Origin of the sequence: Scytonema sp. PCC 10023, from assembly GCF_963920835.1 — a bacterium.
Lineage (GTDB): Bacteria > Cyanobacteriota > Cyanobacteriia > Cyanobacteriales > Nostocaceae > Kalymmatonema.
On the sequence record NZ_CAWUDP010000098.1, the window covers coordinates 1 to 13,552 of the forward strand.

At 45.0% G+C, this 13,552-nt stretch carries 12 protein-coding genes; 3 read left to right on the forward strand and 9 right to left on the reverse strand.

Annotated features, from left to right (window positions below):
• Positions 1 to 255 (reverse strand): hypothetical protein (locus tag ACM0OZ_RS38310; RefSeq protein WP_414588083.1); only part of this gene is annotated, 255 nt, incomplete at its 3' end.
• Between the two features lie 230 nt (positions 256 to 485).
• Positions 486 to 2,129: an FAD-dependent monooxygenase gene (locus ACM0OZ_RS38315; RefSeq protein ID WP_414588084.1), complete on the reverse strand. Its 1,644-nt coding sequence runs from the start codon at positions 2,127 to 2,129 to the stop codon at positions 486 to 488.
• A gap of 229 nt (positions 2,130 to 2,358) precedes the next feature.
• Here ACM0OZ_RS38315 and ACM0OZ_RS38320 point away from each other — a divergent pair, with 229 nt between their 5' ends.
• The gene (locus tag ACM0OZ_RS38320; RefSeq protein ID WP_414588085.1) at positions 2,359 to 3,135 is read left to right on the forward strand and encodes an FAD-binding protein; all 777 of its coding nucleotides are present in this window, start codon (positions 2,359 to 2,361) and stop codon (positions 3,133 to 3,135) included.
• 258 nt (positions 3,136 to 3,393) lie between these two features.
• Here the strand turns inward: ACM0OZ_RS38320 and ACM0OZ_RS38325 are convergent, their stop codons facing one another.
• From ACM0OZ_RS38325 to ACM0OZ_RS38345, 5 genes are all read right to left on the reverse strand, one after another.
• Positions 3,394 to 3,507, reverse strand: coding sequence for a hypothetical protein (locus tag ACM0OZ_RS38325; RefSeq protein ID WP_414588086.1), 114 nt, complete (start codon positions 3,505 to 3,507; stop codon positions 3,394 to 3,396).
• A 13-nt stretch (positions 3,508 to 3,520) separates the two neighbouring features.
• Positions 3,521 to 3,703, reverse strand: coding sequence for a nuclease A inhibitor family protein (locus ACM0OZ_RS38330; RefSeq protein WP_414588087.1), 183 nt, complete (start codon positions 3,701 to 3,703; stop codon positions 3,521 to 3,523).
• 45 nt (positions 3,704 to 3,748) lie between these two features.
• On the reverse strand, positions 3,749 to 4,063 hold the full coding sequence (locus ACM0OZ_RS38335; protein ID WP_414588088.1) for a DUF4432 family protein: 315 nt from the start codon (positions 4,061 to 4,063) through the stop codon (positions 3,749 to 3,751).
• Between the two features lie 566 nt (positions 4,064 to 4,629).
• Positions 4,630 to 5,742: an NAD(P)/FAD-dependent oxidoreductase gene (locus ACM0OZ_RS38340; protein WP_414588089.1), complete on the reverse strand. Its 1,113-nt coding sequence runs from the start codon at positions 5,740 to 5,742 to the stop codon at positions 4,630 to 4,632.
• A gap of 14 nt (positions 5,743 to 5,756) precedes the next feature.
• Positions 5,757 to 7,211 carry a LodA/GoxA family CTQ-dependent oxidase gene (locus ACM0OZ_RS38345; RefSeq protein WP_414588091.1) on the reverse strand — a complete coding sequence of 485 codons (1,455 nt, stop codon included), beginning with the start codon at positions 7,209 to 7,211 and terminating at the stop codon, positions 5,757 to 5,759.
• A gap of 318 nt (positions 7,212 to 7,529) precedes the next feature.
• Between ACM0OZ_RS38345 and ACM0OZ_RS38350 the strand changes: the two genes are divergently transcribed.
• Entirely contained in the window at positions 7,530 to 8,891 is a 1,362-nt protein-coding gene (locus ACM0OZ_RS38350) for a flavin monoamine oxidase family protein (RefSeq protein ID WP_414588093.1), read from the forward strand.
• Between the two features lie 132 nt (positions 8,892 to 9,023).
• Positions 9,024 to 10,319, forward strand: coding sequence for an MFS transporter (locus ACM0OZ_RS38355; RefSeq protein WP_414588094.1), 1,296 nt, complete (start codon positions 9,024 to 9,026; stop codon positions 10,317 to 10,319).
• A 108-nt stretch (positions 10,320 to 10,427) separates the two neighbouring features.
• On the opposite strand, the gene ACM0OZ_RS38360 is transcribed toward ACM0OZ_RS38355, so the two are convergent.
• Positions 10,428 to 11,456, reverse strand: coding sequence for an aldo/keto reductase (locus ACM0OZ_RS38360; protein WP_414588096.1), 1,029 nt, complete (start codon positions 11,454 to 11,456; stop codon positions 10,428 to 10,430).
• A 984-nt stretch (positions 11,457 to 12,440) separates the two neighbouring features.
• On the reverse strand, positions 12,441 to 13,211 hold the full coding sequence (locus ACM0OZ_RS38365; protein ID WP_414588097.1) for a methyltransferase domain-containing protein: 771 nt from the start codon (positions 13,209 to 13,211) through the stop codon (positions 12,441 to 12,443).
• Positions 13,212 to 13,552 lie beyond the last annotated feature (341 nt).

The following is a 13,552-nucleotide window of genomic DNA, read 5'->3' on the forward strand; positions in this document are numbered from 1 at the left end:
GGCTAGCCCCCATAAATAGAATTTAGGGGCTAGCTCGCCGTTGTTATTCCGGTCTTTTGACACTCCCCGGGCTAAAGCCACGGGGATTCTAGGCTCATTGTCGCCACTTGCGTAAGTCTTGGTTGCCTCAGAAAGAGCAGAGGTTGCGACTCCTAAGCGCGTTTCTTGACTTCCGTTTAGAAGTTTTGCTTTCCCCATGCCCTGAGGTAGGAATTTTTTCTTTGGCTTTACGAAGTATGTTGATTGCGGCAGCATGGTCACGTTGCAGAACACAACGTTCTATATGAAGAAACTAAAAAGCAACGAGGCGTTATGTTAACCGATACAGCATGGTCCATCGCTGTTATTAAAGCGAAAGAAGAAAACGTCAGTGTCAGTGAATATTTAGAAAGATTATTGAGGAATGTGACGGCAGGTTAAAACCTGCGCCCGTCGCGTTTCATCCCCTGTCTGAAGCACCAAGGACGGTACTACGTGCCTGCTTCTCAGGGGCTTTTACGCTCCCGCTTAGTTTTGGTAAAAATGCTCGCTGGCAACAAGCCAGACGATTTGGTAAGTTCATTGAGATAAATTTTTACCCGGTTCAGCGAAGCTTCTGTAGAAATGAACGCAATGTAGTTGTCCGGTCTTAGAAGCACGTTAAAAGAATTGTTCATGTCGAAGACTTCTGCCACCTGTGGGTAAAGCGGGATGACGTTGAAATCAACAAATTCGGTATCTTGGTTTTCAAGTTCTGTTTTCAACGCTTGAAAATCATCTTGTGTGTCCGAAAAAACAAGCCAATGAAATTTTGGTTGGCGCAGTTTGTCATAGATACTCTGACCCTCCACAAGAAAGTAGGGCATTCGGTCACCGGCTTTCACTTTGAAATGCTCATCGCCTGCGTGTTGACTGAGCCAACTGCGCCGATAGTTGATGCCGATTTGCAAAAGCAGCGGAAACAGGAATTTTTTAACTGGATCAAGCCTGAGAATATAGGGTGCAATCAGCGGTAAAATATGCGTGCGAAGGAAAGCGAGCAGCCAGTCCGAGCCTGCGGCGACCTGAAACATCCGATCAGTCGTTTGTAAAAGATGCTTCGCGTTTTCCAGGCGTTCTTGGTTATACGTTTCCAGAATTGTTTTATCTGCTTTGCCTTTCAACACCAACGCCAGTTTCCAGGCGAGATTATAGCCGTCTTGAATCCCAGTGTTCATTCCTTGCGCTCCGACGGGTGAGTGAATATGCGCAGCATCGCCTGCAAGAAAGCATCTTCCAGCCCAGAATTGACTGACGTGGCGTGAATGGACTTTGTAAGTCGAGAACCACTCGACATCGTGAACGTCAAGTTTAAGTTCTACTTCTTCCTGAATGCGCTGTTCGATTTCTGCATACAAAACTTCGCCTTCGTCCTTGGAAAATTCTTCGGGAAACGTGCCGACAATCCGGTAACGGTGTTCGCCTTTGAGTGGAAAGAACACAAGCAGCGAATCCTTCAAGAGACAAACATGCAATGCATCGTGGGGTAAATCCCAATCAATCCGCGCATCGGCGACATAAAACATACGCTCGAAGGTGCTGCCTGCAAATTCAAGTCCCAGCCCGTGTCTAACTGGACTTTTCGGACCGTCGCAACCGACCAGAAATTTAGCCTCAATCAGTTGAGATGCGCCGTCAGCAGTGTTCACATACGCCGTTACTTTCTCCTCGGTTTGCGAAAAACTTGCAAGTTCGGTTTGCCAGCGAACGGTCTTGCCGTTCCGTTTGAGATAGTCATACAGAAGTTGCTCATTCTTGCTTTGTTCAAAGAAAAGCACATAGGGATAGGTCGTTAAGCCTGCTCCAAGGTTTGACAATTCGAGTTCGGCACGCACTTTGCCGCCTTTGAGCAAACGCGCTTTTCGGGCGATCGCGCCTTGTTCAACTGCTTGTTGCGCCAACCCCAGTTGCTCGTAAATCTCCAACGTGCGAGCGTGAACGCCGAGTGCTTTGGAATACGGCGTTACGCCTTCATTCTTCTCAACAATGACAAAATCAATGCCATATCTGACTAATTGGCAACCCAGCGAAAGCCCCGTCGGACCTGCCCCGATAATGATTACGTCTGTTTGAATTGCTGCGTCTATAAGACTGACTTGCAGATCGTTCATAACTTCCTCCAAATTGCAGCGACAGGTTAGCAATGAACGTATGCTCATATTATATGAGCGACTGCTCAGTATGTCAAGAATGGCACTGAGCGATCGCGCAACCTACCCCTAGTACAAAAACTGCTTGTTAACTTGTTGATACAGCTATTAGCTAGCTGTAATAGTATTTAACCGTACTAACAAGCCAATGATTGTATATTTGAAAAATTCATGGCTCTGCTAGAAAATCATGAATCAAAATACTTCGCGCCGCCAAGTTTTACAAGGTTTGGTTGCCAGTGCTATCGTGATTGGGTTTGATGTTTCCAAGCGTTCCTGGGTAACATCTGCCAGTGCCACATCTATCTTTGAAAGCTTACCTCCTTTAGATGGCAAGCTTTACACTGATAATGAAACACTTGCTAGTGCCAGTCTTGACTTCGGCAATATCGTGCATCGTCAACCAACAGCAGTACTTCAACCAGAGTCAATTGAAGATATTGTTGAAATTGTTCAATTTGCTCGTACTCATCAAATCAAAGTTGCAGCACGTCGTCAGGGCCACTCTACTTATGGTCAGCCACAAGTAGAAGCTGGTATTGTCATTGACATGAGTACGCTTAACAAGATTCATTTTGTTGGTACAGACCGAGCTGTTGTGGATGCGGGAGTTCTATGGAGTCAGCTATTACAACAGACACTCCAGCAAGGATTAACACCACCTGTTCTTACGGATTACATAGAACTTTCTATCGGTGGTACTTTATCGGTAGGAGGTATTGGCGGTACGACTCCTCGTTATGGTGTGCAAGTTGACAATGTTTTAGAAGTGAACTACCCAACACCGATCCTTACGGGTACGGTGTGGGCTTCTGATTTCATAGATCGCTGCCCCTTGCCCTTACGAGCAGGTGGTCTTACACAGCCTCCATCAGCAATAACGGGGTTCCCTCCGCCATTGTTTTGCAATATCCTTAATCCTTCTTTCCTGATGTTTAATGCTGCATTACCATCACGATCATGGTGAGTCTCGCACTTGACGCAGATTAAATAAGTTGCGTTTATACTCCGTTTGGAAAGATAAGACAATGACTCAAATACTTGAAGACTTCATTGACTCGTTGCCAACTCCAGAGATTGGCAAAAACGAGGACACCCCACTCCCTCGATAGCCGATGGTTATCATTGGTCGGGGATGTGCCTCGTTTTTGTCCGACTATTCATCCCAACACTGACCTGAATACAGGTACAGTGTGGGGCTTCTAGCCGTTCAAGCTAAAAGTAGTTACTGGTATTGGTCAACTCGAAACTTGCTCACAACTACAAAATCGCCTGCTTGATATCGTTTGACGGTAATCTTCTCTTCTTCTCCATGCCAATCTTCTTCAGTTTTAGCCACTCGGAAAAAGTTCTCAACCTCCACAACTTTTATAGGCGTGTCTGGGGAGTGTTCTGTTTGTTGTAAAACTTTTTCGGGTGAGAGAGGTGCACTCGTTTTCCATAAAAAAAACTTCCAACGGGTATTCCGATCCGCTCATAAAGAGCAAGCCATCTGATGCTGCCTTTAGCTTGTTAATAATTTCTAAATTGGTCATCAAATTTAGCCCCTAAAAAGCGCTCACATTAAAAAGTACTGAATTTTAGAAGCGCTGCAAGCGGACGGTCAAAGTACGGCGTTGCACCTGTTGTGGTTTCAGAACAGCAGAAGTGCCGTTGCGACAAGCAATCTCCAAATCGTAAGGAATGTTCGTGCTAGGCTCAAGTACAAGCACGTAATGATTGTGCCATCCACCATAGCTTTGAAATACCCAGACGTAGGGAAAATCAGTGGTGTCAAAATTCATAAGTAAAGCACATTGCGAGCGCTCATTGCGAATGCCGCATTCTCCACTAGCCAAGTTGGAGCTGTAATAAAACTCTTGTAGTTGTGAAGAACGTGGTGGCGTGCGTTGCACTTCAATTTCCCTTCCATCCGCCGTCAAAGCTTTGGGAAAGCGACTTTTCTCCTGACGACCGATGATTTTGCTAAATTCAAGAACCGCGTTTAAGATGCCTGTATCAAGTTATTGTGGCAGTCCTTAAAGTTCAGCCGAGAGCAATCCAAAAAAATTTGCGATTGGCTTTGGCAGTGCGCTGAGTCCCGAAGGGACACGCTACGCAAACGCGCAATCGGCCCCCAACTGCATAAGCCAACTTCAATGTAAATTGATATGTAAGTAGGTCGGTGTAAATAATTAAAGGCTTCGCCGTGAGCTCAGCGGCTCGAGTGAGCCTCGCCGAACTCCGAACGGTATGTAGTAAGCGCTAAGCGCGTTCGCCGCTCTTGCGTGCCGCAGGCAAGACAGCGCTTACTACTTTGCGAGTTTCCAACCTTTACTTTTCTTTACATAGTTTGATTTTTTCTCGCCTACTTACTTAGATGATGCATTTGCTGAAGAATTGGTGAATTTTTTGATAGCTGGAATACTGGTTTAGGTGTGGCGACTTGCGAATAGAGCGTTTCTGCTTGCAGGTTGCTTGTTCATTTTGCAGGTAAGGTTTGGCGTCGCTGCCAGAAGACAGAATCGGACCAACGTCTTTCTCTGTTATAATATGCTGCCCACATTTGCAGATATTCTGCAAAACTCTTTTCCACATCAGCAGCATATTCGTTCAGCGACGCTTGACAATTGCTTTGGCTTGCCTTGATAACTCTTGCAGCAGCAATACCAGATTGCAGCGCCTTATAAATTCCTTGAGATGAGAGTGGATCAAAAGCAGATGCAGCATCGCCAATTGCAAGCCACTGATGAGCGGCAACACAATTCCTGCAATAGCTAAAAGCTGCAACAGTATGAAAACTGGAGTTCCAAAGGCAAGATTCAACACGTGCTTGCGTGTGCGGAACCTTGCGGAGGCATTCCTGCCAAAAATCAGCCAAAGGAATACTCTTTCTAGGAAGTAAATCGGTATCTGTCATATAGGCAACAACAATATTGTTGTTGGGCAAAACGGCAGAATACCACCAACCTTCCTTGCTGGCTTCCACTAAGGTGCGACAGTCACACGCAAGGATGGGAGAGTTAATTGTTAAAAACTTTATGACTCCCACGAGTTTGTCATAAATCATTCTTTTTGTTGCAGGCTTACCCGCAAGTGAACTGGTTCGCCCAGTTGCTTCCACCAAAAAGTCTGCTTGGAAACTTATTGGCAGACCATCACACAAAGCCTCAATCCACCAACAACCAGATGGTTGCTGAGTACAAGTGACAACTCGTGTAGATAGGTAAACACTTGCTCCTACCTCTTTTGCCGCTAAAGCAAGCATTGCATCGAAACGACGGCGGTCAAGATGCCACCCACATCCATAAGGATTGAAAATGAAGTCGTTTTCGTAGAGTTCTTCACTACCCCAAGCGGAAATAATACCAGGAGAGGGGAGATGACCATCTATGTGAAAACGCTCCCACACTCCCAGTTCCGAGAGCAATACACGGGCTGCTGGTGCTAAGGTTTCTCCGACTCGTGTTGTCTCGTAGCGTGAGCGCTCTAGAACTGCCACAGTCTGTCCAGTCTTTGCTAGTGCGATCGCAGCAGCAGTACCTGCGGGACCTCCACCGATAATTAATACATTAACTCGTTGACTACATGGCATTTCTGTTTAACGACTTAGTACTTTGGGGCTTTTGATTTAGGAGTTTCAGCAGAACGAGGGAAATTTGGGTCGCGCTCCTCTTCTACAAAGACAACTTCACCCACTGAATTTTGTTTTGGTACGACAAACCCAAGCTTGCTAAAATTTTGTACCATACTGTTTCCATCAGCAACTCCAGCATCCCAAAGTTCTTTGGGTGGACCATAATCCGGCGTGAGTTGAACTGTGTTAGGACGCTGTGACGGCCACCAATTCTCACCACACGCTGAGAAGTCTGCTTGCCAAGGAAGAGACATTCCTTGAGTTAACGAGCCAGGAAGAAGGATTTGGTGAGATAACCGAAGATACCCGGAGTATATCTGAGGAGATGTTATGAGAAATCCGGCTTCGATGCCTGGGGCAAAACTACTCCCAATACAGGCTTCTAGTGCTGCTCGGTCTAAATTTTCAGGTGTTAAAGTCACATTAGAGGAGTCAGGTGTCCAATCATCTATAAAGTTCCCTTCTTTCCAGTGCTGAAGTATTAATTTTTGAACCTCTGTCAGCTGTACACCATTGAGCGGTGGAAATGTTATAAATTCAAAGATTTTCTCGCGCATTTCTGGTGCAGTTGGGTCTTGCAAATCGGAGAGTTTTTTCCAGTCTGTCGGCAGCGCATTCCAAGTCTCCCAATGATTAACCCACCGTAATGAAACAGCACGATTCAGGATAGGAAAAATATCAGACTTAAAGGACGGTGGAGTGGGTGGAAAATACCATCCACTGGTAAAAGCTGCTTGATTCACAACGTCATAAAGGGTGACAATACCCTGAATGTCGGGTGCAAAGTCTGTTGGTCCCACAATGACCCAAGCAGAATTGTCTACTTCCCGTGGGGGTTGTCCGGGAAAGGTAATCTTTGCTGTAACAGGACCATCGGAAACATCGTCATACCAACCATCGCTGAATAAACCAGTTATTTCTTTGCCATTTGGAGAAGCCGATTCGCCTCTACCGCCAAGAACAACCAGTCGTCCTGATGCATCCGTCTGTAGTTCTCCTAGATAGACGTTGACTCCCAAAAATTTGCCTGTGTCGAATTTAACACTCTGTTGTTGTCCACAAATGCTTCTCACTCCAGGATCGATAATCAGTTGGTCTCTGGGCACCCCTTGATTAAGATTGTCACTTGCTGCTTTACGATTCACAAGATGAACTTGCCATTCAATAGTCGCTTCGTCAGCAGTTATTTCACGTCCTGAGCTTATAACACCCTCTTCATTCTGCTCATATTCAAAAACTCTAAAACGAGCAGCTTGTCGTTTTATGAGACCATGTTTATCTTTATACTTCTGAAGAGGTCGTTCTTGTCCATTGACAATCTCCATTGGTGGTACACCTGGTATTTCTGGTCCGATAAAAAACTGAGTAGGGCTGTTGCCCACTCTGGCAATCCCAATAGATGGATGAATTTTGTAGATTTTTACCATTGATTCGTTGCTGATTATTTCTAAACGACTTATGATTGGCGATCGCCTAGGCAAATAGGACGTAGAAATTGATAAAATGCACAAAATGTGCATATAACAACAGCAGTCAAGTGAACTTTTGGACTGAATCTATATAGATCAAACCAAGATTGACTTATGCAGCAATAAGGTTAATTGGCATAGTTTTGCCTAAGCGACACCCAATTGTGTAGTATAAAATTTATACTTTTGAGCTTTTAGACTACTGCCTATAGTAAACTATCCAATTTCCCTAGCAGCAACGGTAAATATCATAATTTCTTAAAAAAGGTCATCAACATGAGTTTTCATGTAGAAGTTGCAATTGTGGGTGCAGGCATTTCTGGTCTAAGTGCAGCCTGGGAATTGCATAAGTTGGGAATCGAATCTTTAGTTGTGCTGGAAGCCAATGCACGAGTGGGCGGACGAACTCTTAACCATCCACTCGTGTCTGGGGGTTATGTTGAACAAGGTGGTACTTGGGCAGGTCCTACCCAAACTGCAATGCTTGCTTTAGCAGAAGAAATGGGAATTTCTATTAAGAAGGGCAAGGTTGAAGGACAAACGCTGTATGGCTTTCGGCAGAAATGGACCATGCTAGAACCATCTCCATCATCTGAATCGGACATTGCTCAAAAAGATTTCGCTGAGGCGATGACGACATTTGAGGCTTTGTGCCGTACTGTTCCAGTCGAAGCCCCTTGGCAAGCTCCTGATGCAATCATGTTAGATTCTATGACAATGGGAGCTTGGATTGAGCAGAACACAAAGACTGATGAAGCACGGGCTTGGTTCGAGGGGTGCGTGCGGCAAATTCTCAGTGGCGATCCAAACAAAGTTTCGCTTTTATGGATGCTTCATTTTGTCCACACAGCAGGATTCAATGATTTACTAGAGACTGCTGAGGATTTTGGCTTGGTTGGTGGAACACAACAAATTTCCTTAAATATCGCCCAACGCTTAGGCGAGAAGGTTTTAGTCAATGCGCCTGTCACGGAAATATCAGGTTACGATGGTTCGCTTGTTCAACTCATTTCTGAACGTGGAGTTGTATATGCTCAGGAAGTCATTGTGGCGATGATGCCCAAGACTGTTGCTCGTATCCAATTCCATCCCCCTCTTCCCCCAATTCACCGTCAACTGATTGCACAATGGGAGACGATGAGTTGGATTAAATTCCATGCTATTTATGAAAAACCTTGGTGGCAAGGTCAAATCATCAGCGGTCACTTTCTCAGTATTGATGCCAAAATTGAGGTAATTGATATTTCGCCAGAAGATGGAAGCAAAGGTGTTATTGTTGGATTATTAGCTGATGATTACGCAATGTTACCAGAGTTAGAACGTCAAGAAAAATACCTTGATTTTCTGGAAGAAACTTTTGGTAAAGCAGCACGACAACCACTAGAGTTGGTGGAATTTGACTGGAATAGCCAACCTTGGACAGGCGGATGTATTTCTGCATTACCACCTGGTTTACTCACTACTGCCGGTTCTGCTCTTAATAGTCCAGTAGGTCGGATTCATTGGGCGGGTACGGAACGCTCTAGTATTTGGGTTAACTACATTGAAGGTGCTATTCGTGCTGGACAAAAGGCTGCTCGGGATGTTGCGGCTAGGCTGAGACCACCCATTCAGGGAATTCAAAATTCAAAATTATAAATTCAAAAATTATAAATTCAAAATTTTTGATGAATTGCAGGGATTGAAGTAGCTGTAGGTTTAGGGAAAATATCGGGACAAAGTTGATTTAGAATCACAAAGAAACTTGTACCATCTTTGTACCAAAAATACATGAAATTTTCTTCTAACCATATACTTTTATCTTGGCTACCGCAACTCAATTCTCAGGTTTGGATTCTTGCGGTTGCTCGATTTTTATCTCAGAGTGGTAGCGGTTTTACTTTATTTTATGCTCCGATTTTTTTCGTCAATCAGGTCGGGTTATCAGCAACAGCAGTAGGAATTGGTCATGGTACTGGCTCGCTGGTGGGAATCTTTGGTCGATTTCTAGGAGGATCTCTTGCTGACTCAAAACACTGGGGGCGCAGACGGACATTATTGTTATCTACTGTGTTTTCTGCCCTCGCTTCGTTTGTGTTGGCATTATCTAACAACTTCCCAATGTTTTTGGCTGCTCATTTACTTATGGGTTTGGGCACTGGTTTATACTGGCCCACAGTTGAAGCTGCAATAGCAGATTTAACAACTAATGAGCAACGTAACGAAGCATTTGCTGTCACAAGGTTAGCAGATAGTGCTGGCTTGGGAATAGGGGTATTGTTAGGAGGAGTGTTAATTAGCACGACAGAGCTTTACCGTGCTTTGTTTGTGATTGATGGCATCTCCTATATGGTGTTTTTTATGATTGTGTATGCTGGACTGAGAGAAACTCGTCATTTTGATGAACACGATTCTCAACCAGTGCTTCAAGGTTGGAATGCTGCGCTAAGCGATCGCCTACTTCTGGTATACGTTTCGGTCAACGTTCTGTTCACCACTTACATCGCTCAGGTAGACAACACAATGCCACTGTATTTTGCTAATTTTGTTCTAGGCAAAACCCTTAAGGGGCTATCACCAACAACGATTAGTGGCTTATTTGCTTGGTATATTTTCTTAGTCGCTCTGTGTCAGTTACCTGCTGTCCGCGCTCTGAATTCTCTAAGCCGCGTGCGTGCTCTCATGATTTCAATAGTATTTTGGGGAGCAGGATTTCTTTTGGTTTGGAGTGCAGGAGTGACAACGCATGGTCAGCAAATTTTAGCAATTTTCGCTTTGTCTGTGATTGCGATCGCCCACGTTACATACAGCCCCTTTGCGACTGCTTTTGTTGCAGAGATAGCTCCTGAATCACTGCGGGGTATTTATCTTGCTATTAACGCCCAATGTTGGGGAGTTGGCTTTTTTGTTGGTTCCTTTGTTGGTGGCTTGGCTTTAGATAATCAGAAAGTTGCAAGTCACACTATCACCTCTGGACTCACTGTAAATAACTTATGGTTAGCAGCAGCAGCCAGTACTCTTGTTGGTTTTGTGATCTTGAAAACTCTTGATTGGATGAGCGATCGTCAAGAGACCACCTTCATTTGAGAGAGGTACTGATTTTTGTTGAGTGCGCAAGAATACAGAATAGACGAGCAGCATTAAGCCAATCGCCTATTCAAAAACATTTATTCAATCCTTTCAGCTTCATAATGATTATTGTAGAGATTGTGGAATGCGCTCAGAACCGTACTTCTGCTGATGCCAATACGGATAAATCGGTGGTACTGCACTGACTTCATGGAGTTGTTTCAATTCGTCCGATGTCAGTTCCCAATTTGCTGCTGAGAGATTATCTTTGAGCTGCTGCTCATTACGGGCTCCAATAATAACCGATGTAATACCAGGCTGACGCAAAAGCCAATTGAGCGCTACCTGAGCAACGGTGACTCCACGATTACGAGCTATTTCATCCAAAGCTTCTACAATATCGTATGCTTTCTCCACGTCACTAACCGTTCCAATATCACCAATCGTCGCCCGTCGTGTTCCCTCTGGTTCTGGTTGACCGCGACGGTACTTACCGGTGAGGAAACCGAAGGCGAGCGGACTCCACACAAGGATACCAACGCCTTGGTCGAGACCAAGTGGAATAAGCTCATATTCCAACTCTCGCGCTACAAGGGAGTAGTAGACCTGCTGTGATACATAGCGCTCTAATCCCAATCGCTCCGACACGCTCAGTGCTTTCATTAAGTGCCAAGCTGAGTAGTTGGAACAGCCAATGTAGCGAACCTTTCCACTGCGGACGAGATCATCCAAAGCTCGCAGGGTTTCTTCAAGTGGAGTGAGCGCATCAAACCCATGAACTTGATACAGGTCGATGTAGTCAGTACCAAGCCGTCGTAAACTATCCTCACAGGCGCGGATCAGATGATATCGTGATAGACCGAGATCGTTCGGTCCCTGCCCCATACGTCCGTACGCTTTCGTCGCGATAATTGCTTCAGAGCGACGCTTGCCAAGAGCTTTGCCGAGAATCTCCTCAGAGAGTCCTTGTGAGTAAATGTCTGCGGTATCGAAAATATTAACACCTGCTTCAAGACAAATCTCAATCAGACGTTGGGCTTCATCGACTTGGGTTTTCCCCATGTGCTCAAAGAAGTTACTGCCGCCAAAAGTCATTGTGCCAAAGCTTAAAACTGAAACTTTGAGACCAGACTTGCCTAAAAACCGTGTTTCCATCGTCTTTGCTCCTTGGAATCATGACGAGAGCGCAAACCAGTCGAACATTATCCCACAAAACACATACTCTTTGATGTTTTTTCTCACTTCGGATAGGTTCTAAAGTCTCTGCTAGCAGATATGGTCTTGTGCTTGGTAAGTTAACAAAGACCTCGTAAGGACCTGTGAAATTTAACTAAGTTAGATTTGGAAACAGAAGTATACCAATGGATAGATTGGAGATATTTTCTGTAGTAGTCATTATGTTTAGATTTTGAATTCAGAAAAGCTGCTACACAAATACTGCTTTTCTATTTTGAATTTTGAATTTTGAACATCTTGCGCTATCCTTCCCCACCCGAGCGCCGAAGGCGGGGTGGGGAAGGATAGCGCCTGCTTGGATGTTCTTGTTTTGGGGTGCGTTTTAGTGTATATTAGGTTTTGCGAGGGATAAACGTAAAGTACCCGCTTTGCCGTAAAGGAAGACTACCCGTAGCATAAAGGCAACTAGGCGACTGGTCGGCAATAGTCAACCCAATCGATACAGTTAACGGCAGTATCCTGATACCAGAATCAGCATCTAATAGTGGCTATATCCCCTTAGATATTTCTGGGCTAAATCAAACATTTAGCCACGGCGTTAGGAACTAGCGTCGTCAGACACAGATGGTCAAACCTCTATCCAGTAGAGCCGTCAGGACTCGAACAGTTAAGAAGGCAGAAGTACGAAGGCAGAAGGCAGAAGGCGTCCCCACGAATGAATTCGGGGGATTTAATAAAGTTGCTACGCGTTTATTTTTCTCCATAAATAAATTCAGGGGCTTTAAACCTTATGGCAGAGAACAGAGGACTTATTTTTGTATCAAAGCTTACCTTCTTTCCTTCTGCCCTCTGCCCTCTGCCCTCTGCCTTTCTTCGGTAAGTTTATCAAGCGAAGCGTCAGAAGCACGACCTGTAAGTTGGGACTTTGGAAACCCCAACCTCAGCAAAGCGGGTTGGGGCAGTTCATTTGTCTAAGCGTCCCCACATTAAGATGCGCTTGTACGGAAAAAAGAAGGGATGCTCATCATCTAAGTACTTCATCAGCTTGTCCGTGTAGACTTCCACAAATCGCTCGTAAGTCTCGGTGTCTAACCGCTGCTGATATGTTGTGAGCAGTGTCCCGCGATACCATTCTATGACTGCTTCCCGTGACGGCAGCACATGCCCGTAAATTTGAAGCCTGACCTCTTGCTCTACAAACCCCAACTTATAAAGTAACCTTGCGTAGTCCTCTGGCGTCAGAACCTCTAAACGCCGCACATATCCCCCCAGTTCCTTGCTAAACTCCTGTGCTGTCTCTGCCGCCACAATATGCACTGGTTCTGAGTCCATCGCTGGGACTTGTACAGCAAGCTGTCCACCAGGCTGCAGCTTTGCACGCAACTTTTCAAATAACGCCTCGTGTCCCGTTACCCAGTGCAAAGCCGCGTTGGAAAACACCAAATCAAACTTTCCTGGGACGGGATCATCCTGAATCTGTCCAAACTCAAACCGCAGCCCATCTCCTTCAAACTGACGCGCTTTCAACAACATATTTTCTGAAGCATCCAACCCCACGGTTTCCCGTGCTGCTAGCTTTTGGTGCAGATACTGTGTCAAGTTTCCCGTCCCACATCCCAAATCCAGAATTCGCCAGCCTTCTTGCCCACGTACCATGTCTGCTAAATCGTAGAATGGACGACTTCTTTCTTCTTGAAATCTTTCATATAAGTCTGGATTCCATGTATCTTGCATCTCGACACCCTATTTTTGATGTAGACGACAAAAAACGATAGGTCAAGGATACCACTGGTGATTTAGTATGAGCGCCGACAGCAAGCAGGCTGAGGTTTAAACTTTCTTTGAGCCACGCGATTTCGTTTTCAAGCTTTTTGATGATTTCGACCAACTGTTCCTTTGACAATTGGTACAACTCATCTCGTTTAATTCTTGGGGCACGCAATTTGTCATATTTGTGATGTTCCCCCACCGATGTAACCGTTGTCAACTCCCCCACATGAATCCTTACAACAATTCTAATGTTGTGAGTACTGATGTTAGGCAAGAAATACAAGACACTTTACTATTACCCATTA